This window comes from Dorea sp. AM58-8, from assembly GCF_003464045.1.
GTDB lineage: Bacteria > Bacillota > Clostridia > Lachnospirales > Lachnospiraceae > Claveliimonas > Claveliimonas ammoniilytica.
The window spans coordinates 60539-84875 of the sequence record NZ_QSDM01000003.1; the positions used below are offsets into that span (position 1 = coordinate 60539).

At 43.8% G+C, this 24337-nt stretch carries 18 protein-coding genes, 1 pseudogene and 1 riboswitch; all 19 genes and pseudogenes read right to left on the reverse strand.

Annotated features, from left to right (window positions below; all coding sequences use genetic code 11):
- The 19 genes and pseudogenes from DXA18_RS03570 to DXA18_RS03655 all read right to left on the reverse strand — a co-directional run bounded on the left by DXA18_RS03570 (position 1) and on the right by DXA18_RS03655 (position 24329).
- Positions 1–1281 (reverse strand): nitrogenase component 1, encoded by a 1281-nt coding sequence (locus DXA18_RS03570; RefSeq protein ID WP_118382709.1) that lies wholly within the window; start codon positions 1279–1281, stop codon positions 1–3.
- The gene (locus DXA18_RS03575) at positions 1278–2039 is read right to left on the reverse strand and encodes a nucleotide-binding protein (protein ID WP_118382710.1); all 762 of its coding nucleotides are present in this window, start codon (positions 2037–2039) and stop codon (positions 1278–1280) included. Before DXA18_RS03575 ends, DXA18_RS03570 begins: the two co-directional genes overlap by 4 nt.
- 257 nt (positions 2040–2296) lie before the next feature.
- Entirely contained in the window at positions 2297–2422 is a 126-nt protein-coding gene (locus DXA18_RS16305) for a hypothetical protein (RefSeq protein ID WP_278337057.1), read from the reverse strand.
- Between the two features lie 110 nt (positions 2423–2532).
- Complete coding sequence (gene ppdK, locus DXA18_RS03580; RefSeq protein ID WP_118382711.1) at positions 2533–5166, reverse strand: pyruvate, phosphate dikinase; 2634 nt, start codon at positions 5164–5166, stop codon at positions 2533–2535.
- Positions 5167–5273: 107 nt separating this feature from the next.
- Positions 5274–6380, reverse strand: coding sequence for an ABC transporter ATP-binding protein (locus DXA18_RS03585; RefSeq protein ID WP_118382712.1), 1107 nt, complete (start codon positions 6378–6380; stop codon positions 5274–5276).
- A gap of 4 nt (positions 6381–6384) precedes the next feature.
- Positions 6385–7446: a FecCD family ABC transporter permease gene (locus tag DXA18_RS03590; RefSeq protein ID WP_118382713.1), complete on the reverse strand. Its 1062-nt coding sequence runs from the start codon at positions 7444–7446 to the stop codon at positions 6385–6387.
- A gap of 10 nt (positions 7447–7456) precedes the next feature.
- On the reverse strand, positions 7457–8656 hold the full coding sequence (locus tag DXA18_RS03595; protein WP_118382714.1) for an ABC transporter substrate-binding protein: 1200 nt from the start codon (positions 8654–8656) through the stop codon (positions 7457–7459).
- Complete coding sequence (locus tag DXA18_RS03600) at positions 8657–11527, reverse strand: hypothetical protein (RefSeq protein WP_118382715.1); 2871 nt, start codon at positions 11525–11527, stop codon at positions 8657–8659.
- Positions 11528–11692: 165 nt separating this feature from the next.
- A riboswitch (cobalamin riboswitch) is annotated at positions 11693–11909 on the reverse strand.
- Between the two features lie 109 nt (positions 11910–12018).
- Complete coding sequence (locus DXA18_RS03605) at positions 12019–12837, reverse strand: hypothetical protein (protein WP_330424388.1); 819 nt, start codon at positions 12835–12837, stop codon at positions 12019–12021.
- 291 nt (positions 12838–13128) lie between these two features.
- The gene (locus tag DXA18_RS03610; RefSeq protein WP_118382717.1) at positions 13129–13821 is read right to left on the reverse strand and encodes an HAD family hydrolase; all 693 of its coding nucleotides are present in this window, start codon (positions 13819–13821) and stop codon (positions 13129–13131) included.
- Positions 13822–13989: 168 nt separating this feature from the next.
- A complete protein-coding gene (locus DXA18_RS03615) occupies positions 13990–15378 on the reverse strand; it encodes an aminopeptidase (protein ID WP_118382718.1) in 1389 nt (462 codons plus the stop codon).
- 310 nt (positions 15379–15688) lie between these two features.
- Positions 15689–16732, reverse strand: coding sequence for a helix-turn-helix domain-containing protein (locus tag DXA18_RS03620; RefSeq protein ID WP_158567083.1), 1044 nt, complete (start codon positions 16730–16732; stop codon positions 15689–15691).
- A 236-nt stretch (positions 16733–16968) separates the two neighbouring features.
- Positions 16969–18701: pseudogene (locus tag DXA18_RS03625) on the reverse strand (ABC transporter ATP-binding protein).
- A gap of 1 nt (position 18702) precedes the next feature.
- Complete coding sequence (locus DXA18_RS03630) at positions 18703–20460, reverse strand: ABC transporter ATP-binding protein (RefSeq protein WP_118382720.1); 1758 nt, start codon at positions 20458–20460, stop codon at positions 18703–18705.
- A gap of 177 nt (positions 20461–20637) precedes the next feature.
- Positions 20638–21258 carry a TetR/AcrR family transcriptional regulator gene (locus DXA18_RS03635; RefSeq protein ID WP_118382721.1) on the reverse strand — a complete coding sequence of 207 codons (621 nt, stop codon included), beginning with the start codon at positions 21256–21258 and terminating at the stop codon, positions 20638–20640.
- Between the two features lie 2 nt (positions 21259–21260).
- Entirely contained in the window at positions 21261–21914 is a 654-nt protein-coding gene (locus DXA18_RS03640; RefSeq protein ID WP_330424390.1) for a precorrin-8X methylmutase, read from the reverse strand.
- A 5-nt stretch (positions 21915–21919) separates the two neighbouring features.
- A complete protein-coding gene (locus tag DXA18_RS03645; protein WP_118382722.1) occupies positions 21920–22300 on the reverse strand; it encodes a bifunctional adenosylcobinamide kinase/adenosylcobinamide-phosphate guanylyltransferase in 381 nt (126 codons plus the stop codon).
- Positions 22297–22827, reverse strand: a complete 531-nt coding sequence (locus tag DXA18_RS03650; RefSeq protein ID WP_118382723.1) for a bifunctional adenosylcobinamide kinase/adenosylcobinamide-phosphate guanylyltransferase — start codon at positions 22825–22827, stop codon at positions 22297–22299. The genes DXA18_RS03645 and DXA18_RS03650 overlap by 4 nt, the downstream gene beginning before the upstream one ends.
- Positions 22827–24329, reverse strand: coding sequence for a cobyric acid synthase (locus DXA18_RS03655; protein WP_118382724.1), 1503 nt, complete (start codon positions 24327–24329; stop codon positions 22827–22829). Before DXA18_RS03655 ends, DXA18_RS03650 begins: the two co-directional genes overlap by 1 nt.
- Positions 24330–24337 lie beyond the last annotated feature (8 nt).

The window sequence follows — 24337 nt, forward strand, 5'->3', positions numbered from 1 at the left end:
CTATACCTCCGCCAGTGCCTCAAACAGTCTGCGGACGCCGGCATAACCGTACGGCTGCCGTTCCCCGTTCCAGAGCACGTTTGGACAGTTTTTATGATAATAACCGGCATCTTTTCCGATGGTCAGATTTACCCCGGAATCCGTCCCGTCATAATACAGCATCGTCGGTTCCAGATTGGAAAATACTTTCGTCTCCGGGCTCAGTACCGCCAGCTGTTTTATATAGATAAAATTCTCACCGGATAACGTTCCGTAAATCTCCGGCACTCGGAAACCGTAACGCACAAGAGCAAGCGCCAGCTCAAAAGAATCTCCGTTCATCCACTCACCAACTGCAAAAGATGCACCCGGATGAAGTTCTTTAAATTTTGCCACCGCGGCTTCTGCCGCTTTCCGTGATTCCTCATCATCAAATTCCACACCCAGCGCTGCGCCAAATGCACGATACTGACTGGCAATTTTATCAATCTGATACAGTCTTCGCAGCTCAATATATGGAATCTTCAACCGATCATGAAAATCCTCTGCCGCAAATCTTGCTTCCGGATGAAGCACCAGATTAAAATTCGCCTCAGACATCGTCTGATATTCTTCATAATCCCTGCATCTGGAAATCTCATGAATTGTCTTTACGCCAGCACCATGAAGCAGATCGTACAGCTCACAGTCATCCACCAGCGGAGAAAAATATCCTAATAAATTCACCACATTTCCTTTTTTCTTTCTCGGCTCAAGCAAAGAATAAATAGACTGGCGCACGTGCACCATCGGAGGCTTCCGTCCTTCTCTCGTCAGCGCATACATATAACACGGTTTTACCGGAAGTCCAGCGGCTTCCTCCGCCTTGCGGCAGACACGCTCCATATCCGTTCCAAGCAACGCATCCACACAGGTAATGCAGATCATTACAACGGACGGTTTTTTCTCCAGTCCCTCACAGATTTCTGCCACTGCCTTTGGAATTTTTTTCAAATGACGTCCTGTAACGATATCTGTCTCGTCCATCAGCAGATAATAAAACCGATCGTGATAAGCCCGCATGGAGCTCAAAACCGATGTATTACGTCCGCAGCATCCCGGCGCCACGATCAGCATGATGGAATCCGGAACCGCCAGTCCCGCACGCTTGACACCGAATCCTTCCGCGCCCGGTGAGTTAAATGCCAGCGTCGCCGGCGAACTGTAGATCAAATGCGTATGGGAAATAAGCTGCTGCGGAATATTATCCTTTCCACGACTGTTCAGTTCTTCTACTGTACAAAAATATGCTTCCTGTCTCATGCATTATCCTCTTCTTTCAGTAATAATTCCGCCAGATCAAAGAAACATCTGCTGATCTCAGAATCCGGATCACCCTCGACCACTGTTTTCCCCTGATCTTCCCAACGGATGATTTCATCACTCCGCGGCACTTCTCCTACGATCGGCACACCGATTTTTTCAGAAAATGCCTGCACCTTTTCCGTCTCATTTTCCACATTTCGATGATTCAGCACGATACCGAATACACGGGCATAGCTGCGATCCTCAAAATTGCGCACTGCACTGGAAATATTATTGGCAGCGTACAGCGCCATTTTTTCTCCGGACGTAACGATCAGAACCTTCTCTGCATATCCCTCACGGATCGGTGCCGCAAAACCACCACAGACCACATCGCCCAATACGTCATACAACACCACATCCGGCTTATAGTGTTCGAACAATTCCATATCTTCCAGAAGCTGGAATGTCGCAATAATGCCTCGGCCTGCACAGCCAAGTCCCGGTGTCGGTCCGCCGGTCTCGATACAGAGGATTCCTCCATAACCTTCCTTTGAAATCTGTGCCAGCTCATCCGGTTCCTCATCTTCCTCTCTCATATAATTCATCACCGGACGAAGCGGCTCGCCGCCAAGCAGATTGATCGTAGAATCCGCCTTCGGATCACATCCGATCTGAATGACACGTTTTCCCATGTTTGCAAAAGCGGCTGCCAGATTAGAAGTCACTGTGGACTTTCCGATACCGCCCTTTCCGTAAATTGCTACCTTTAACATACTTTCCTCCTGAAATCGGCATATAATTAACAAACAGAAAAAGAACCATCTTTCCGGCAATCTGTCAGAAAAATGGTTCTGTAAATTCTTATCTCGTAACTATTCCTGCTCGGATCATCCTTGCCGTCAGAGTTGTCTTATTCGTTTGTCTTAAATCATTCTCATTAATTGCTGCCCTATCTTCTTCACCAAATGCTCTGCAGATGCATGAATCAGATGCAGTAATCTAATAATTATTTTACCAGTTGTCATGCAAGTTAGTCAATGTGAACCTTCGGTAGAAAATACTTTAAGTCGACATGGTTCATCGGGTCAAGTTCACCGTAAGCTTCCCCGCAGATATCGCGGATTACTTTATCCTTGCAGGCTGCTGATATACCCAAAAAAAGACTCTTGGAACTTCAGAGTTTACTCTCCAAAGTTCCAGGAGTCTTAATTTATGTTTGGACAATTCACGCAAACTTACGTGAATTTACATTTGCTGCCACACAAATTATGCATTCTTCTGAGCAATAGCTGCCTGAGCTGCTGCCAGTCGAGCAATCGGTACACGGAATGGTGAGCAAGATACATAGTCCAGTCCGATCTTGTTGCAGAATTCTACTGAACTTGGATCTCCACCGTGCTCTCCACAGATACCGATGTGAAGCTTTGGATTAACCGGCTTACCTAACTTAATAGCAGTCTCCATCAGCTTGCCGACACCATTCTGGTCGAGCTTAGCGAATGGATCGTTCTCGTAGATCTTAGCATCATAGTAAGCATCAAGGAACTTACCGGCATCATCACGAGAGAAGCCGAATGCCATCTGTGTAAGGTCATTCGTACCGAAGCAGAAGAAGTCAGCTTCCTCAGCGATCTCATCAGCTGTCAGAGCAGCTCTTGGGATCTCGATCATAGTACCAACTTCGTACTTAAGATCTGCGCCTGCTGCTGCGATCTCAGCATCTGCTGTCTCTACTACAAACTTCTTAACATATTTCAGCTCTTTTACATCACCGATCAACGGAATCATAATCTCTGGTACAAGATCCCAATCCGGATGAGCCTTCTTAACATTGATAGCTGCACGGATAACAGCCTTTGTCTGCATCTTGGCAATCTCTGGATAAGTAACTGCAAGACGGCATCCACGATGTCCCATCATTGGGTTGAACTCATGCAGACTGTCGATAATAGTCTTGATCTCTTCTACAGTCTTGCCCTGCGCTTCTGCCAGTTTCTTAATATCTTCTTCCTCTGTAGGAACGAACTCATGAAGCGGTGGATCCAGGAAACGGATAGTTACCGGATTACCTTCCAGTGCTTCATACAGAGCCTCGAAGTCTCCCTGCTGGTATGGCAGGATCTTCTCCAGTGCAGCTTCTCTTTCTTCTACAGTATCAGCACAGATCATCTCACGGAATGCAGCAATTCTGTCTTCCTCGAAGAACATATGCTCTGTACGGCAAAGTCCGATACCTTCTGCACCAAGCTCACGTGCTTTCTTAGCATCTGCAGGTGTATCTGCGTTAGTACGAACTTTCATAGTTCTGTATTTGTCAGCCCAAGCCATGATTCTTCCGAACTCACCGGCAATCTGAGCATCAACAGTAGGAATGATTCCGTCATAGATGTTACCTGTAGTACCATCAATAGAGATTGCATCTCCTTCGTGGAATTCTTTTCCTGCTAATGTAAACTTCTTATTCTCTTCATCCATTGCGATGTCGCCACAACCAGATACACAGCATGTACCCATACCACGGGCAACTACGGCTGCGTGAGATGTCATACCACCACGAACTGTCAGGATACCCTGCGCAGACTTCATACCTGTGATATCTTCCGGAGATGTCTCCAGACGAACCAGAACAACCTTTTCTCCCTTAGCTGCCCATTCTACAGCATCATCAGCTGTGAATACGATCTTACCGCAGGCTGCTCCCGGAGAAGCTCCAAGACCTTTACCCATCGGTGTAGCAGCTTTCAGTGCTGCAGCATCAAACTGTGGATGAAGCAGTGTATCCAGGTTACGTGGATCGATCATAGCAACTGCTTCTTCTTCTGTTCTCATGCCTTCATCTACCAGATCACAAGCGATCTTCAGAGCTGCCTGAGCAGTTCTCTTACCGTTACGTGTCTGAAGCATGTACAGCTTACCGTGCTCTACAGTAAACTCCATATCCTGCATGTCTCTATAGTGGTTCTCCAGAGTCTCGCATACTTTCTTGAATTCTACGAATGCTTCCGGGAACTTGTCTTCCATCTCAGAAATGTGCATTGGTGTACGAACACCGGCAACTACGTCCTCGCCCTGTGCATTGGTCAGGAACTCACCGAACAGTCCGTTCTCTCCTGTAGCAGGGTCACGTGTAAATGCAACACCTGTACCACAGTCATCACCCATGTTACCGAATGCCATAGACTGTACGTTAACAGCTGTTCCCCAAGAATATGGGATATCGTTGTCACGACGGTATACATTCGCACGCGGATTGTCCCATGAACGGAATACAGCTTTGATAGCTCCCATCAGCTGTTCCTTCGGCTCATCCGGGAAGTCAGCACCAATCTTCTCTTTGTATTCATCTTTGAACTGATTAGCCAGCTCTTTCAGATCGTCAGCAGTCAGATCTACATCCTGCTTAACTCCTCTGTCAGCTTTCATCTTGTCGATCAGCTCTTCGAAGTACTTCTTGCCTACTTCCATAACTACGTCAGAATACATCTGAATAAATCTTCTGTAGCAGTCCCAAGCCCAACGCGGATTACCAGACTGTTTTGCAATTGTCTCAACAACTGTCTCATTCAATCCAAGGTTCAGGATTGTATCCATCATACCAGGCATAGAAGCTCTTGCTCCTGAACGAACAGATACGAGAAGCGGATTCTCGCTGTCGCCAAACTTCTTACCTGTAATCTCTTCCATTTTAACAATGTACTCATTGATCTGTGCCTGGATCTCTTCATTGATCTCTCTGCCATCTTCGTAGTACTGAGTACAAGCTTCAGTAGTGATAGTAAATCCCTGCGGTACCGGAAGTCCGAGGCTTGTCATCTCAGCCAGGTTAGCTCCCTTACCACCAAGCAGCTCACGCATGCTTGCGTTACCTTCACTAAACAAATAAACCCATTTTCTTGCCATTTTTAAATGACCTCCTAAATAATAATTTGCATGTCAAGTCGCTCTTATAATTTTAATGGTTTTGACCATATACGTCAAGTATTTGAATGTCATAAATTGGCAGTTTTTTATAAATAATCCCGTTTTAGTTTTCCTTTTTCTTGTGCATACTGCAATAGATTTCTCATTCTGTGGTTACAGCTTCCTATATGTACTCCGGCATCCACGACAATTTGGCATTGATCAATCATATTTTCTGCATTTTTATATGTATTGTCGCTGATCTCTTCAAATGGTTCTTCTGTAATAATTTTCGATGCCAGTACTCTTGCCGCCTGATAATCCACATCATTGGTATACAATATACCTGCTGCAAATGGTCTGCCTTCCCGCTGAAGCTTCCGATAGATCGGTGTTCCATTGCCACCGGAAGAAATGACAAAGACTTCCGGCTCTCCTTCTGTCTTCTTAAGTTCCAGACTGCCGGACAATGGATTATAGGAACCATTGTCCAGATCATATAGTTTTTCTATGGTCTCTTCGTAAAACACCTCTTCCGGCGTTCCATACGCCATAATCTCTTCCCCGCGCACACAGACGATCCTGTCCGCACATTTCTGAGCCAGATCAATCTCGTGCAGAGACATGAGCACCGTAATTCCCTTTTCCTTTGCCATACGTTTCAGAATATCAAGAAGTTCCAGCTTATACCGGATATCCAGATATGAAGTCGGTTCGTCCAGCACAATGATCTCCGGCTCCTGACAGATGGCCCTCGCCAGCATAATTCGCTGCTTCTGCCCATCGCTGATCGCATTAAAATCCCGATTGCCGATCTCCTGTGCGTGAACTGCTGCCATTGCTTCATCTACGATCCGTTCATCCTCTGCGCTCAGGATACCGAGTCTTCCGGTATACGGATACCGTCCTGTTGCCACAATATCGTGACAGGTCATAAGCTCTGTCCGGATTCGTTCTGTTAATACCACTGCCATCCTGGACGACAACTCTTTATAAGAAATGTTCATCAGAGACGTATCATCAAAAAACACCTTACCGCCTACCAGTCTGAGCTGCCTGGTAATACTTTTAAGGATTGTAGACTTCCCGGAACCATTTGGTCCTATCAATGTTACGATCTCGCCCTTACAGATGCCAAAATTAATATCATGGATCAGTGCCTTTCCCTGATAACCCACGGCCAGGTCTTTGGTCTGCAAATAATACTCAGCCATATCTCTATCGTCCTTTCTCACGTTTCACCATCATATAGATGACAATCGGCGCACCCACAATGGATGTCACCGTACTGATATTCAGTTCCACCGGTGCCAGTGCCATTCTCGCGATCAGGTCACAGCTCATGCAGAATACAGCTCCCGCAAAAAATGTACCCGGTATGATTACAATAGGTTTCGATGTCCCAAATGCCTTTCTGGTCAGGAATGGAACCGCGATTCCTACAAATGAAATCGGCCCCGCAAATGCTGTCACGCATGCAGACAATATACTGGACAACAAAATAATCAATATACGGAACAATTGAATATTAACACCCATACTCTGTGCATAATGCTCTCCCAGCTGGTAAGCTCCAATAGGCTTGGAAAGTAAAAATGTCCATACAGCCGCCACAGCTACAATGACTGCTGCCACCCTGATATTGCTCCAGCTGGAACCCGAAAAGCTTCCCAATGACCAGCCGTGAAGATTGATAATATCGGAATCGTCTGCAAATGTCACTACAAAATCAGTAATCGCCGAGCAGATATATCCGATCATGATACCACCTACCAAAAGTGATGCCATATACTGGATCTTTCGCGACATCAGTAAAATAAATCCGGTCGATAACAAAGATCCGATAAATGCCGCCAGCACAAGCACCCCTGACGAAAAATGTCCGATATGTTTCAGAAATATAATCATTGCCAACGCAACTACCATCTTGGCTCCTGAAGAAATACCCAGCACAAACGGTCCCGCTATAGGATTCGAGAAAAAGGTCTGTAATAAGAAACCGGACAGAGACAATGCTCCGCCCAGTATCGCTGCCATAAGAATGCGAGGCAACCGTATTTTCCAGATAATACTGTACTCTACGGCATCCCCATCTCTCATGAATAATATTCTCAATATCTTCGGTACAGAAATATGTACATTTCCCGTGTTAATATTCAACACAATAATCGCGAAAAATGCTGCCAGAAGCCCCAGAAATACCACTGTATATCTGGAACGCCTTTTGAAATTCTCACTGTGAAAGCTTACGCTCTCTGTCTGCTTCTGTTCTTTCTGCATAGTACCTCACCTAATTCATTTTCTCAAGAAATGTCATCTGACTCGCATCTCCATCCGTCAGCATATGATGAATGTCTCCGATCAGTTCTCCAACTGTATCTGTTGCCTGATACAGATTTTTTCCAGTATACCATACATTTCCGTCTTTGACAGCCTTGAACTCCGCAAAGAGATCACTCTTGGACTCCAGATCCGCAATACTGCTGACCTGCCCGTCAATGGTTCCATTATAGATCAGATAATCCGTATCTACTGCTGTCGCATAGAATTCTTCCATCGTCAGCTTTACAGAAGGTGCATTGCTGTCTGCATTCTTCAGGTCTGTGAAAATGTATCTGCCGCCTGCAATCTCGATCATTGACGGAATGTAGTCATCTGACTTACGTACCACGACAGAACCATCAGAATTCATATAGAAGTATGCAACTGTCTTCTCTGTATTTTTGAAATCTTTCAGTTCTTCGATTACTTTCGCCTGATCTTCAAAAAATGATTCTGCCAGATCTTCTTTATTCAGCATTGCGCCATACAGCTTGATCCACTCTGTTCTGCCAAGCGGATGTGCTTCATAACTGGAATAGTCCACAAATACCGGAATCCCAAGTTCTTCGATCATCTCCTGTACCTTTGGTGTATGCAGGATCATGGTAGACTCAATTGCCAGATTACAATCTCCGTCTACGATCTTCTCATAATCCGGCTCGCTATATTTACCAGCATAGGTAATATCTCCTGACTCCATTGCTTCTTTAGCATTCTCCACATACCAGCCCGAAGCTTCCAGTCCGGAAAAACTGATAGTATCCAATGCATCCAGTCTGTCAAAAAGCGACATGGTTGCCGTTGCTGCCATGTAGATGTTCTGTACCGGCTGTTTGATCACCACAATATCCTCATCCAATCCTTCCGGTGCTTCCTTGCCCTCTGGAACAATAAGATACTGTCTGTCCTCATGTACATCAATCAGCTTATATCCATCCTTATAATAATACACATCAAATTCTTTTGCATAAGTCAGATCCATTGCCCTTTCGAAAGTCAGCTCCGGAATCTCCGGAGCATCCACTTTCTCTTTATCAGAAGCTTTTGCCTCGCTTCGCTGACTGCTTTTACTAGCTTTACTGTCATTTCCGCTCTGACCACATCCTGTTACCAAAAATGTCGCCATCATTATTACCGCAAACACCTGATATAATAACTTTTTCTTCATTTACTTTTCTCCTGCCTGCTGTACGGCTTTGTTATACAGAGCATTTGCCTGATCCTCGCATCCGAAGATCACACCATACACCTTGATCCATTCTGCTTTTGCCAGATCATCCTTTTCATCTTCCGAACGATCCACGATCATCGGGATTCCAAGAAGTGCATACTTTTCAGTAATCTTCTCCCACTGCTCAATCTGGTCTTCTTCCGTAATGGTCTTGCCCTTCTTCGTGGTCTTATCCTCTGCCGGAAGCAGATCACTGGATACCAGAGCGAGATTTACTTCCTGTTTTACCAGGTCTCGATACTTCGGGTCTCTCTCTTTACCACCGTAGATAACTTCTGCCTGTTTTTCGTCTTTTTTCTTTGACATCTTATCCGCAATATCAGAGACTTCACAGTTCTTTTTTTTCATACCGACTGCTGCCACCTGATCTAGCAGGTCCATCTCTTCCATCTGCTTAAGTATCTCATTATCGGATACATACGCTTGGTCTGTTGGCATCTGTACTACGATCATATCCTCACTGAGTCCTACAGGAATCACAGTATTCTCCGGTACAAGAAGATATTTGATGACATTTCCTTTATAAAGTTCTGCTGCCTGTTCCGCTTCACCGACTACAGCCTCGCCGCCTTCCGCAGAATCCGCCGCTTCCGATGTCTGATCCTTCGAAGTCTCTTCTGACTTATTCGAATCTTCGTTCGTATCTGTAGCTTTGTTTGTATCAGTATCTTTATTATCAGAGTCTTTCTTTTTCGGATCTCGGATGGTGTCTTTTGTCACATCTACTTCCAGGAGTGTAATACCCTTATCATAATGATAAATTTTAAAATACTCTGCATGCTCCAGTTTCGTCTCAGACTCATAATTCAGTCCCATAATCTCAGGTGCTTTGTCATCCAACGTCTTATTTTGAAGAGTCCCTGTACCTTTTCCATTGCCAGCAGCCGCCAGATATATAAAAATCGTATAAGCAATCTCATGTGCCACGGACATTTTATCTGTCATAGCCAGAATCGTATTATTCTCGTTCAGAGCTACCGGAATTACAACCGTTGCCATTCCACCGCCTTTGGTTGTATAGTAAGTCTTTCCATTTGTCTTTACATACTGGTAATGATCGCTGTCAAATACCAGCGTTGCAAATGCCTGCCCATTCGTAATCGTAACCTTATTACAGCTGATCTTTACCTTACCGGTTCCACCTGACCAGCTAAATCTGTCTGGCGTATATACGCCATCAACTAATGTAGTAGAACTGTTGACAGCAGATGTAGATCCACTGGTATCTGCCTCCCACTTGGATTCATTGTCCGCTTTGCCGTCATTTGGCTTTGATGCACCAGAATTACCATTATTATCCGACGGCTTAGACGGAGTAGATGGGTTGGATGGATTTGTATTGCTGTCATCACTTATCTTCTGTAACGTGTCATATTTAAATGTAAGAGTACGAGCATACCACTGATTCTTTTTAATAGAATGAGAGGCTACTGCAATTTCCTTATCCAACGCCTCTACCGGAATGGTATAGGTATACTTGCCATTTGCATCTACCACATATGGAACCCATGATTTACGATCTGCTTTCTCAGCATCTGCTCCCGTTCCCATATAAAGATAATCATATCCTGTACCACTCAAAGTAATTACCGCTGACATCAAGCCATTCTTAACTGTCAGCTTACAATCAACTACTTTAAACATAGCCGCGCCAGTTTCCACTTCAATAGAGTATGTGCCATCCGCTGCTGTCGGATATATTCTGTCCATGTCAGAAAAATCAAATGTTAATTCACGGTCATACCATCTTGCATATTTTGTAGAATAAGCTGCTACCTTTACTTTGTTTTCTGCAAGAGAATTTAATGGCAGGCTATAAGTATACTTTCCATTTACATCTTCCACGAATGGAATCCATGTGCTCTTATCTGCAGCTGCTGCTTCTTCTTTTGTTCCCTTATATAAATATCCATACCCAGTTCCACTTAAAGTAAGTACCGCTGTCAGTTTTCCATCTTTTACCACTAGCTTACAATCTACAACTTTAAACATGGACGCACTGGATGTTACGCCTATGTTGTTATAGCTTCCATCTTCCGGGGTAGTCGGAGTTGGTTCTGGTCTCGGAGTCGGTTCTGGCTCCGGTGTTGGATTCGTTCCCGGTTCCGTCACTGTTTCCTCCGGAATATAAATCCACAGATCAGCCTTGGTATACCAGCTTCCATCTGGCTTTCCCAGTACTACAGACTGCACTTTTCCAACTTTAGATGCATCTACTTTAAATGTAAATGTATTGGTTCCATCTGCACTTCTACTAATTACAGGTTCTTTTGCTTCATCGTTTTTGGAGCCCAGATAAATCTTATCATAACTGTTGCTGCTTGTAGTAAATGACACATCATACAGTTCTCCATTTTTCTTAACCGTTGAAGTGGTAATTTTGAACATTGCAAATACATTTCCATCTTCTTTTACTACCTGAACAGTATTACTCGTTACAGTTGGTGCATTTGCTGTCTGTACTACAACATTCTCTCCATCTGATGCTTCACTCTGCACCTGTCCTGTCTCTGCTGTTTGCTGACTTTCCTGCTGAACAGCTACACTGCCGGATTTTTCTGCGCCTGCTGTGTTGCTATTATTGTTTGACGCATTTTCCTTTTCCTGACTCGACGCGTTGCCAGCTTCTTCTGCTGCTGGACTCTGACTCTCTGATTTGTTTTCTGACTCTGCTACAGTTTCATTCTGACTGCTGTTTTCCGTAATACTTGTTTCTTCCGACGCATAAGCTCTCGTATAGCTGAGCGGCGATACAAGCATAGACGCACTCAAGCAAAGAGCAAGAAAACGCTTATGATATCTCTTCATTTTTCTCCTCATTCCTTCTGCAATATCATGTTGTCTTTGTTATCTGGGGAAATAATCAGAATAAAGAATTCTACAAAAATCAAACCTTCCTGACCTGAAATACAGGAAGCCTTGAATTCATGATCATTTCGGTACAATCAATTACTCGTGATCTGGAATCTGCATTCCCCGCACCAACGACCGGCAGGTTTCCTGACTTGTAAAGTATCTCTATGTCTGCCTTCCCAGTTACCCAGTGGCATTCCAGCCATAGCCATTTACTCACAGTGACGAGTTCGTACAGGCATCTCACCTGTTTCCCTTTTATCTGTTCCGGCATAGTCTGCTTAAAGAAGCATATTCCGCAGCCATGCTAAACAGCACCGAACGTTTTATAAAATTACCTAGTTAATATAGCATCTGACGATCGGCAAGTCAACAACTCACCAGCCGTCTTCCAGACTCATTTCTTTTCTTATTAAGTACTATCCTTTCATGCATTTGATCCTGTTTTATTCGTATACGACTTCAGACAACCACTCTTGTACTATATCTATGCCTACTTCCAATACTTCCGCAATATCCGAAAGAGCTGTCCCTTTTTGAGACAGCAGCAATGCTGAACGCTTAGCCTTAAGAACTTCACCTTCTTTTACTCCTTCATCGTATAATTCCTGTAATTCTTCACACATAATCTCCACCCCTTCTTTCGTCTCTTTCAACATATGTACCCGTGCCGCAAGAACCTTGCTGTACATATCCATTGCTTCTCTGCAATTCAGATCATGTATCAGTCTTCCAAGTTCCGTATCGTCATGATTGGATCCATTGACATAGATAATATCTAACTCATCACCAAAATCCGCTTCCACTTCCCGTACTGTCCTACTAATGTGATAAATCGGCAAGCCCCCACCAAGCACATCATTCTTTGTAATAAATATTACAGTAGTACATGGGAGATTCTGAAACTCTGTCCCCGGTTCTAAAATATTTACATCCAGAAGACTTGCATGATACCTCGGACGCTTTGGTAAAGCACCTTCATTCTCCTGTTGGATCTCCAGATTATAAACCTTATTCGCAGTATCTAACGCCACACAGTCCAGTCTCGCAGCTCTTCCATGTAGATTGGCATAATCCATCTGCAACACTTGCTCTACAATGCGTAATCCTATATTCTCTGTAATAATCTGAAGGATAAACTCTGTGCACGCTTTTTCTTTCAGGACATTCCTCATAAATATATCGTTCATAATCGTGAATTGTTTAATCAATTCAATATACCTATCATGTCTTTCTTCTAGTCTTCCTGCTGTTCCCTGTGTCATCCTCATTCGCCTCCATGTTATCATCAAATAAGATTCTTTTCAAGTTGTCTTCCGGAATATTCTCTCAATCTTTTTTCTTGTTTATCCACCATACCATATCAACATAACTTTTTCAATATGTTTTTATGTTTATTTAAATTTATCATTTTTGTATATATCCACTGTGTATCATTTACCCTTTTTATATGTCCTAGCCCTACCACAAAAGTCACATAAACCCATTTAAAAAAGTCCCTTTTTGTAGTTATTAATTACCGCAAAAGGAACTTCATATCACATATACCATTCTTTCTATTTCAAAAACTCTTCTACATCTACCTCATCAAATGACTGAATCACCGGGTATTCTGTTTCTTCCTGCTGTTCTATCCATTTCGTATACCAAATTCCTTTTAATCCGTTATCCCAGGCGCCCTTTACATCTTTTGTAAGATTATCTCCGATAAATGCACATTCACCTACAGGTACTCCTGCTTTTTCAACACATAATTCAAACAGATGCGGTGTTGGTTTCTCCACTCCTGCTTCTTCACTGGTAACAATAAAATCAATATATGGCGAAAGATTTAAAAATTCCAGTCGTCGGTATTGAATATGTGCAGTCATATCCGTTCCAATCCCAATACGAATACCACGTTCTTTCAATTTCTGCATAAACCAGGTGATTCCTGGCGAAATCAATGAATGCTCGATTGATGCATTCCAGTACCTGTCATACATATTCACCGTATGCGGAAATAATGGCTTGTCCCACAATTCCAACATACACTGCATCCGCATCAGACGATTGTGCATGGCTGCTGTCTCACTGCCAATTCTGCCCATCATGATCTTGTTAGCTCTTTTATAACATTCTTCTGTTTCTTCTTCCGATACTCCAAACACGCGATTGCAATAAGCCGCTAATGATCTCATGCCGTATTCATGACTGTGTTCGTAGCTATATAACGTATTATCAATATCAAAAATTACAGCTTTTATCATATGTACTCCTCTTCTATGTAACACCTCGGATTGCTCCGCGCTTCGCGCTCTCTCAATCCTCAAAACATTCGGATTCCGCCCTGTCGGGCTTCTTCCTCATGTTTTGGCGGGTATAAAGGACAAGCCGTTTCATGCGAGCATGAACGGCTTGTCTTTTATACCCTGGTATTACATATTTTTCAAAAATGCCTTATATCCTTTATATGCTTCGTAGATATCGGCTTTGCTTGCGATTTCCCATGGAGCATGCATGCACAGAATAGCTACACCGCTGTCGATGACTTCCATTCCGTAGTTTGCCATGATGTATGCGATGGTTCCACCGCCACCGACATCAACTTTACCAAGCTCTGCAAACTGGTATGCTACTCCATCCGTATCTAATGCCTTGCGGATCTGTGCAAGATATTCTGCATTGGCATCGTTGGATCCGCTCTTTCCGCGGCTTCCTGTGAACTTATTGAATACAAGTCCTTTTCCGAAAAATGCTGAACTTCTCTTCTCAAAGGCTTCTGCAAACATCGGATCGTAAGCTGCGCTTACATCTGAAGAAAGCATCTTAGAGTTCTGCAGTGCTCTTCTTACTTTAATATCAGCAGTCTCACCCATTAATGCAAGAATCTCTGCTACTGCATTTTCGAAGAATCTTGAATGCATACCTGTTGCACCAACGCTTCCGATTTCTTCTTTATCTACTAAGATACAACATGTTGTTCTGTCTCCTGCTTCAACATCCAGCATAGCAAAGAGAGATGTAAATCCACATACTCTGTCGTCCTGTCCGTATCCCATTACCATACTTCTGTCAAATCCCATGTCTCTGGACTTTCCAGCCGGAACGATCTCTAACTCTGCTGAAACAAAATCTTCTTCTGTCATTCCATAACGCTCTTCCAGAATAGCAAGCATATTCTTCTTTACTGCTTCTTTCTCATCTTCCGATACTCCTTCGAGCGGACGATTACCAATGATCACGTCAAGTTTCTCGCCTTCGATGATCGCATTGGCTTTCTGCTCCATCTGCTTGGCAGCCAGATGTGGCAACAGGTCTGTTACTGCAAATACCGGATCTTCCTCGCTCTCACCGATGCATACGTCTACGACTTCTCCGTTCGTCTTAGCAACCACACCATGAATTGCGAGCGGCATTGTCAACCACTGATATTTCTTAATTCCACCATAATAGTGCGTATCCAGATATGCAAATTCTTCACTTTCATATAATGGATTCTGCTTTACATCAATACGTGGTGAATCGATGTGTGCTCCCAGAATATTCATACCTTCTTCCAGTGGCTTCTTACCAATCTGGAACAGAGATACACTCTTGTCCATGCATACTGCATAGATCTTATCTCCTGCCTTTACAGGTGTCTGGTTCTTAATCAGATCACGGATATCCTGATATCCTTTTTCCTTTGCCATACGAACTGCGACTTTCACACATTCACGCTCTGTCTTACCTTCGTCCAGGCAATGTTTATACAATGCATTTGTAGCTTCTAACTCAGCAATCTGATCCTGATTATATGAGGACCATACATTTGCTCTCTCCATTTTTCACTACCTCCTAAATTATACTATTGGATCAGACATTTGCTTATATAGTCTGTCCTTTCTGCGTAATTCTTAGTATAACACATCCCTATCTTAGATGCCATATCATTTCCCTGTTATTCTGACATTCAAGTCGAACGTCCATGAGACTTGGCGCGTGATTCTGGTCAGCGAAGCTGACATATTCCTATCAGAATCACTGCGCATCCTCGCGGAGCGTTTATCTCAGTCGGAGATTGGACTCCCACTGAGACAAATTTGCTATTACTCATTACCTGAAGAGGTGGGAGTCTTCTCGACTGAGATAAAATCACAGAATTCCTCTACTGGAGTTTTCTATATTATTTCGTTTCTCCACGAGGGTCCACACCGTCATCAAAGCACCGTAGAGTACACCTGCGACTGCCCAAATAAACCAGCTATACTGTGGCTGGCCATTTCCCTGCGGTTCAAATGTATAATAAAGAAAAATTGCTGTTACTATCAGCCAGTATACAACGCTGACCGTTCCGCGCACGCTTTTCTCTTCCTTACTTTTTCGTGAATAATCTCCCTCTTCCAGCAGTTTATCCATGGCATTCTGTATCGTACCTGCATAAACAAATGCATAGCATCCTAAGCCGACAATGATCAATAGCAGACTTACCATGCCAACATATAGGATATCCGGTCCCTCCACGCAAACTGACATGAATAACGGCAATACTGACAAGATGCACAGCACCACCCCTGTGATATTCATACGATTGTACGCCAGCCGAAACTCTTCTTTCTGTTTCTTTATCATCTCTGACACTCCAATTTCCAATTGAATTGCTTCATTTTCCAGATAATCATACTGTTTCACTTTATGATAACAGGACATAAACTCTACCACCGCAATCGTAACCAGAAGCAACAGCACGCACAGTCCGATTCCGGCAGCCATATTTTCCGACAAAGAGAACTCAGGGCGTTCACTGAGTGCACTGAGCATAAGAAGTGCTATCGGAGACAGTACGCATAACAATGTGGCACCGGCCATCTTCGGTGCCGCTTCCCTGCGGAGTCTGAGATATTCTGATGCCTCATTCATTGTAAGTACCCGCAGTTCTTCCGGATTATCTTCTGATTCTTTTCTATTAATGACCTCTTTATCTTCTGTCTTTGTATCTTCTATCTCATCTTTTAACAGATAGTCTGTCGTAACTCCAAATATCTCACTCATTTGTATAATTTTCTGAATATCCGGTACTGACTGTGCTCCTTCCCATTTTGATACAGACTGTCTCGTCACACCGAGCTGTTCTGCAAGTTCCTCCTGTGACCATCCTTTTCTTTTTCGTAATAATATGATTTTATCTGCTAAGATCATACCCATCCTCCTGACCGAAACATACGTTTCATTTATTGTAAACACAGCATAGCACTTTCCTCTTTTGCTTACCATAAAGTATACCATACAATTTGTCAACTGACAGTTGCAGCCACGTATTTCTGCCTGTTACAGCCATATATTTTTGCTTGTCAACGCTATATAAAAAGACAGACCATGACTCTGTCTTAAGCCACGCTCTGTCTTAACAACTCATTATTAAGTCACTATTTCGTTTACAGCTGCCAGCCTGCCGCCTGCATCTGTGCTGCTGCCATATGCTGATAGATGCCGCCTTTCTCTTCCAGTTCTTTCGGCATACCAAGCTCTGCCACTACGCCATCTTTTAATACAACAATCTTATCCGCCTCGGCTACCGTACGCATGCGATGCGCAATAATCATAACGGTCTTATTCCTGATCAGTTTTGAAAGTGATTCCTGAATAACCGTCTCATTATCCACATCCAGTGATGCTGTTGCTTCATCCAGCAGAATGATCGGTGCATCCTTCAGGAATGCTCTGGCGATCGAAATTCTCTGCCGCTCACCGCCAGACAATTCGGAGCCGTTTTCACCGATCATCGTATTCCAGCCATTCGGCATTTTTTCTGCGAACTCATCACAATGTGCCAGCTTTGCAGCTGCAATAACTTCTTCATCGGTTGCATCCTGTCTGCCGATTCGGATATTTTCCATAATCGAATTATTAAATAATGTTACATTCTGAAAGACAATGGAATACAGAGACATCAGCGTCTCCGGATCCACATTCTGTATATCCATACCTCCAACTGTAATCCGTCCTTTCTGTGCGTCCCAGAATCTGGATGCCAGTCTGGATACCGTTGTCTTTCCACCACCGGAAGGCCGATCAAAGCTGTAACCTCACCCTGTTTCGCTGTAAATGAAACATCTTTTAACACCGTTTCTCCGCTGTCATAAGCAAATCCCACATGCGAAAATTCAATATCATAGCCTTTATTCGTAAGTTCGGTTTTTCCTTTCTGTACTTTATGAGACAATATCTCATCCAGACGTTCACACTGGACATCAGTTGCAATAATCGCTGCCAGATTCTGTAATGAGATCTGCATCGGATCATACAATCTGGATACCAGCAGCAGAAACATAAAGAAAGTCAGCACATCAATATCACCTTTTGCCAGAAGCATACCCCCCAACAAAGCAGTTGTTGCAATACCAAACTTCAGGATCATCTGTGCACCTGCCACAAATACCGCTGTAGTTAATTCTGAAAAAATCGCATGCTTTTCCACTGCATGGATTTTATCATCAAGTCCTTTCAGATACTCGTCTTCTGAATTATTGGCGCGCAGATCACGTACGGTTTCCAGACACTCCTGAATCCCGTCTGCACACGCCATCTTCAGAGTCATCTGTTTGGCTGCCATATTCTTCTGTACTCTACCGGAACAGAGCACGATCAGAAATGAAACCGGAAGTACCCAAAGAGCTGCGATTGCCATTCTCCAGTTCAAAAAGAAAAGGCTCACAGCCACTAATACTGTAGAAATACACGCACCGATCAGTTCCGGAATCCAATGTGAAGATGCTGTCTCCATGGTGGCACAGTCTGCCATAATCGCACTGGTAAGGTCTGACAGATCTTTCTTTCCAAAAAAAGATAATGGTATCTTTCTAAGCTTTTCTGCCAATGTAGTTCTTCGCACTCCACTTTCTATGTAAGTATTTAAGAATGTTGCATTATACTGAATATAAGTTGTCACAGCAATCAGGATCAGACACGCAATACATCCAATTGCAAAGAAACCTTCTCTGCCGTTCAGATCATCTGCCATATAGTATTTCACCAGCATATATAACATTCCTACCGGCAACATCAGAACAATATCTGAGATCGTTACAGAAATAAATGCACGGATCATATCCTGCGCACCTTTTTCTGAAAGCGCATATCTGTGTTGTAATTTCTCTTTTAATGTCATATTACACACCTACCTTCCAGCATACAGACTGATTATATTTTTCCCACATGTGAGCATATAATCCATTTGCTTTTTCCAGACTTTCATGAGTACCTGATTCTTCGATCTCACCATCTTTTAATACAAAGATACGATCGGCATTGGTTACAGAAGACAATCTGTGGGCAATCATGACAACCGTCTTGCCCTTAGAAAGTCTGCTGAACGCTTCCTGTACTTTTGTCTCATTATCAGGATCTGCAAATGCTGTCGCCTCATCGAGGATCAGAATCGGTGCATTCTTAAGCATTGCCCGTGCAATGGACAGACGCTGTGCCTCACCACCGGATACATAGATACCTTTTGTTCCAATAATCGTATCCATACCATCCGGAAGTTTTTCTATAATATCTTCACACTGGGCATTCTTTAATGCTTCCATCACTTCTTCTCTGGAAGCATCTTTCTTACCCATACGCACATTATCATAAATAGACATTTTCAACAGTTTACTATCCTGAAACACAAATGAAACCTGCTCCAGCAGCTCCTTTGACGGAATATCTCTGACATCCACACCGCCGATCTTCACTGCGCCTTCCGTCACATCAAAGAACCTTGCGATCAGGCTTGCCAGCGTAGTCTTCCCTCCGCCGGACGGTCCTATAAATGCCACATGTTCTCCCTCTCCGATTTTGAGATTGATCTGATGCAATGCATCTTTCGCAGCGTCTTCATATCGGAAAGATACACGTTCAAAGATAATCGAATGATCTTTTGGCTGCTCTTCCCGTCCACTCTCTTCCAGCGGTCTACGATCCATGATTCCATCCACACGTGCCAGTGCATCTGCCACGATCATTTTATTCTCACTGGAGAACATGATCTTATTCAGTGTCACTGTAATGATCGGTGTGATAATAATGTAAAACAATAGATTTAAAAGAAATGTATTACTTGCTGTAAAGAAAAATGCAGCCGCGATCAATATGGTAAATACCGCATTGATGATTGTTGTATAGGCAACCATCGGTATCCTCAGATCCTCTGTATATGCAATCGTCCATTTTTCATATTTTTCAATGGATGTACGGAAGCGTTTAAACGAAAACACAGACTGCCCAAACGTCTTAACGACAGGAATACCACGCACGTATTCCACAGCTTCGCTGGACATTTCCTCCAGTGCATTCTGATACTCCTTCATCTTCTGTTCCATCTTCTTCCCCATCATGCTTCCCATGATAAGAAATGCAAGACCTACAGGAATAAGACTTAACAATCCAAGCCGCCAGTCAAATACCAGCAGCAACACCAGCAGTCCCACCGGTGTAGCATAGGCCCCTGCCTGATCCGGAAGCTGATGAGCCAGATATGCTTCCGTTGCTGCACTGCATTCATTTACCGTTTTACGGATTTTTCCGCTTCCTTCACTATCCATAAAGCCTAATGGCAATGTCACAATATGATGCATCATTTCTGATCCCATATTTGTCTGCACGCGAAACGCTGCAATATGAGAGCACATCAAAGCACCAATATAGATTACCATAGATAATAATGCTGAAAGCACAGCAGACCACCCATAGCTGGATAAATGCTCTACCTGGCTGTACTCCGGTGCTGCATTCAGCACTTCTCTGATGATTTTCCAAATGTAATAGAATGGTACGAGCGCAATCCATGCACTGATCACAGACAGTATCCATGACAGAATTGTCAGGTATTTGTAATTGCCTGCATACGCAAAGAGCCTTGCTAAGGAACTTTGTTTCTTCATCTTAAAACCTCTTTTCCTCTTCTTTAAACTATGCTATTTTTCTCCTTATCAATAATTAGTTGCAACTAACTATCGATTTTAAGAAAAGACTGCATGCGGCGCAGTCGTCATATATAACACTGTTATAAAGATACTCCAGAAATTCCTTTTTTGTCAAGCATTTTTGTTAGTTTTAACTTACTGTTTTAGTATTTTTATCCAGCCAGCTGTATAAAATTCGTGCATAGTTTTCAGATATATCTTCGCCTGATCAAGTGGCATCTGATGAATAAACATTTCAAAATAGGTGTTAAACATTCCAGTTGCCAGCATATGTTCCAGCATAGAATCAATCTCCGGCGACGGTCTGCCCACACTGTCAAGGCTCTCCTGATAGCGATGTGTCGCTTCTACCTCAATTTCCACCATTTCATCAATCATTCCCGCATATCTTGTTCCTTCCGCGCAGCACAAAAGAAGCTGAAATTCCTCCGGATAATTCTGTGCATAGAGCAACACGTCAAGCATACAGTCCACGGATATCTCTCCCACATGATCCGGCTGTTCCTCTGCCGGAAGCTCCGCAAATTCATCCTGCGCCTGACAGAAATGTTCCATCACATAATGATATTGCTCATCTACCAGCGCTCCAAACAATTCTTCCTTACTCTTGTAATATCCATAAAATGCACCGGTCGTAACTCCGGCCATTTTCACAATATTCCGAAGCGAAGCTGTCTTAAATCCTTTTTCCAGAAATTCCTTTTTTGCCGCTATATGAATTTGTTCTAATGTGTTATGTTTTGCATCCTGCTTCAAACCTATCGTCCTCCCGGCATCATATACAGCAATGCATTACAGATACAGGCTGCGATATTACTTCCGCCTTTTCTTCCTCTTGCCACGATATACGGCACATCTTCTAATGTCAGTATCAGTTCCTTAGACGGAACAACGTTCACAAATCCTACCGGCACACCGATGATAAGTTCCGGCTTCACTGCCCCGGACTTCACAAGTTCATACAGATGTACCAGAGCTGTCGGCGCATTACCGATCGCAAAAATCAATGGTCCCGGAAGCTTTGCCGCATGCTCCATGCTGACTACCGCGCGGGTTACACCCCTCCTCTTTGCCTCTTCTGCCACATCCGGATCCGACATAAAGCATCGGATCTGACAGCCAAGTGTTGCAAGCTTTTTTTTATTAACACCTGCCATTGCCATCTGTGTATCTGTAACAATCGTTGCCCCACTTCCTAATACCTTCAATGCATGCTCAATCACGCCATCTGAAAATACAAGATTCTTCGCATAATCAAAATCTGCACTGGTATGAATGCAGCGCTTTACCACAGGTTCGGTTCCCGGCACCAGCTTCACGTCTCCCAGTTCTTCTGTGATAATTTCGAAACTCCTCTTCTCAATCTCCTGCGGAAGCACCTGTTCCAGTTCAATCTCTTTCATCATCTTCATCTTCGTTACCCCTTAATCTTTGTACCAATTCCCATGACCACACGCACCACTTCATCTGAAAAGGCAGCCAGCTCCGTACAGATCCTCCCTACCTGTTCTCTGTAACAGCGATCGGCTGCATCAATCGGCACCAACCCATATCCAATCTCATCACTGACCAGAACAATCCCCGGATTCTGATGAATCAGCTTGTCTGCAAGTGTTGCTCTCTGTTCTTCTTTTACATTTCGTATATATTCGTGGAAGTTACAGATACCTTTGCATGTAAATATATCTGTTTCTTTACATTCTTTTCCATCGATCCAATCTTCATCTACAATCTCTGGAAAATGTGCTTTCGCCCATGCAAGCTGCCCCTGATAAGCTCCACCGATTATCATCTTCATCGTTTTACCTCCACTGGTATTCCATAGACCACTTCCGTTACCCAATCTGCTTTCTGCGCAAGCCTGCGGTTCACTTCCGAGAGAATCTTCTTATACCGGATCATATCCGCTGAATCTCTGGTACACTCCGAACACACTTCATTGGTAACAATCACCACATGTTCACATCTGCTACAGAGTTCCTCCACACCGTCCACGATGCTGTCCGCGGTCTGCTCTCCTGCTCCATCCGGGCGATAAATCTCATTTGCCGTCAGATTCGACATGCACTCCAGCAGAACCGCCGGACGGTCTGTCAACATTTCTGCCGTTCCTTTCAGATCCACATAACGTTCCAACGTATCAAAACCTTTATCCTTGCGCATTTCCCGATGACGTGCAATCTTCTTAAGCGTCTCGTTCCCAAAGGGCTCCATAGTAGCAATATAATATTTTTTGCAATTATTTTGTTTCGCAAGGCGTAGGAGTTCTGTTTCCGCATAAGCGGATTTCCCGCTTCCGCTGCCTCCGGTTACTACATGCAGCATTACTTTCCTCCACGTTCTATGATCTCATAGACCATCTTCATATCCAGATTCTCCCGGATAATATCTGCCAACTTATCGTACTGTTCTTCTTTATACTGTTTTCGATCAATATTCTTCACCTGATCTGCATCTAGACCTTTCCGCCGAAGAATCGTCTTAAGAACTGCTGTTACCACCTCAGCCTGATCAAAAATACCATGAATATAACATCCATACACATTACCATGCTGCATACCGTCCACAGTTCCATTGTCCAGATGCAAAAGATCTCTCGTGTCTCCCAGTTTTTCTGTTTGACCCATATGAATCTCATATCCGGTAAACGGCACATCCGTAAGTTCCGCAAATATTCCTTGTACAATACCAAAATGACCGGTTATCTGTGTCCGATGCTTTTCCGGTTCAAAGACTGTTCTTGCAGGCAGAAGTTCCATACCTCGCACACATTTGCCAGCACCAGCCTCTACTCCGTCAGGATCACACACTTCAGCTCCCAGCATCTGATATCCACCACAGATGCCAAATACCAGACCACCTGCCGATGCATGGCGGAGTATCTTTCCTTCTAATCCATTCTGTCGCATCCACAGAAGATCTGCGATCGTATTCTTAGTTCCCGGAAGGATCACCAGATCCGGTTCGCCAAAATCTGATGACTGACTGATATAACGAAGCGATACTTCTTCTCTGCATTCAAGCGCGGCCAGATCTGTAAAATTCGAAATCCTCGGAAAACGGATAACCGCAATATCAATCGGTCCATTTCCCTGCTTTCCTGCAAAACGCTCAGACAAGCTGTCCTCATCGTCAATATCCAGATAGAAGTACGGCACTACCCCACAGACCGGCACATGAGTTCGCTCTACCAGCATATCCAGTCCCGGTCGTAAGATTTCCTTATCTCCACGGAATTTATTGATAATAGTTCCCTTGATGCGTCGCCTTTCTTCCTCCTCTAACAGCACAATGGTTCCAACAATCTGCGCAAACACACCTCCTCTGTCGATATCTCCGGTCAAAAGCACCGGTGCGTCGATCATTTTCGCCAACCCCATATTCACAATATCATTGGTCTTCAGATTAATCTCCGCCGGGCTTCCTGCACCTTCCACTACGATTATATCATACTGCTTCGACAGCTTTTCATATGCTTCCATGATCACTGGAATATACTCTGTCTTTCTCCGGTAATATTCCATGGCCGACATAGTTCCTTCCACTTTTCCATTGATGATCACCTGAGAGCCTGTATCATTGGTCGGCTTCAACAGGATTGGATTCATTGCCGCAATTGGTTCAATACCTGCCGCCTCTGCCTGCATTACCTGCGCCCTTCCCATTTCCAGACCGTCTTCTGTAATGTATGAATTCAATGCCATATTCTGGGATTTGAACGGAGCTGCCTTTACACCGTCCTGCGCAAGCACCCGCAGAAGTCCTCCCGTCAGCACACTTTTCCCGGCATTTGACATGGTTCCCTGTATCATAATCGGCTTTGCCATCTGTCATC

Bases quoted from the DNA above. Each gene is read 5' to 3' on its own strand.
- DXA18_RS03655 (WP_118382724.1), bottom strand. From the start codon at position 24,329: ATGGCAAAGCCGATTATGATACAGGGAACCATGTCAAATGCCGGGAAA.
- DXA18_RS03610 (WP_118382717.1), bottom strand. From the start codon at position 13,821: ATGATAAAAGCTGTAATTTTTGATATTGATAATACGTTATATAGCTAC.
- ppdK (WP_118382711.1), bottom strand. From the start codon at position 5,166: ATGGCAAGAAAATGGGTTTATTTGTTTAGTGAAGGTAACGCAAGCATG.
- DXA18_RS03605 (WP_330424388.1), bottom strand. From the start codon at position 12,837: ATGACACAGGGAACAGCAGGAAGACTAGAAGAAAGACATGATAGGTAT.
- DXA18_RS03570 (WP_118382709.1), bottom strand. From the start codon at position 1,281: ATGAGACAGGAAGCATATTTTTGTACAGTAGAAGAACTGAACAGTCGT.
- DXA18_RS03590 (WP_118382713.1), bottom strand. From the start codon at position 7,446: ATGCAGAAAGAACAGAAGCAGACAGAGAGCGTAAGCTTTCACAGTGAG.
- DXA18_RS03630 (WP_118382720.1), bottom strand. From the start codon at position 20,460: ATGAAGAAACAAAGTTCCTTAGCAAGGCTCTTTGCGTATGCAGGCAAT.
- DXA18_RS03645 (WP_118382722.1), bottom strand. From the start codon at position 22,300: ATGAAGATGATAATCGGTGGAGCTTATCAGGGGCAGCTTGCATGGGCG.
- DXA18_RS03640 (WP_330424390.1), bottom strand. From the start codon at position 21,914: ATGAAGATGATGAAAGAGATTGAACTGGAACAGGTGCTTCCGCAGGAG.
- DXA18_RS03600 (WP_118382715.1), bottom strand. From the start codon at position 11,527: ATGAAGAGATATCATAAGCGTTTTCTTGCTCTTTGCTTGAGTGCGTCT.
- DXA18_RS03585 (WP_118382712.1), bottom strand. From the start codon at position 6,380: ATGGCTGAGTATTATTTGCAGACCAAAGACCTGGCCGTGGGTTATCAG.
- DXA18_RS03575 (WP_118382710.1), bottom strand. From the start codon at position 2,039: ATGTTAAAGGTAGCAATTTACGGAAAGGGCGGTATCGGAAAGTCCACA.
- DXA18_RS03595 (WP_118382714.1), bottom strand. From the start codon at position 8,656: ATGAAGAAAAAGTTATTATATCAGGTGTTTGCGGTAATAATGATGGCG.
- DXA18_RS03650 (WP_118382723.1), bottom strand. From the start codon at position 22,827: ATGCTGCATGTAGTAACCGGAGGCAGCGGAAGCGGGAAATCCGCTTAT.
- DXA18_RS03620 (WP_158567083.1), bottom strand. From the start codon at position 16,732: ATGATCTTAGCAGATAAAATCATATTATTACGAAAAAGAAAAGGATGG.
- DXA18_RS03615 (WP_118382718.1), bottom strand. From the start codon at position 15,378: ATGGAGAGAGCAAATGTATGGTCCTCATATAATCAGGATCAGATTGCT.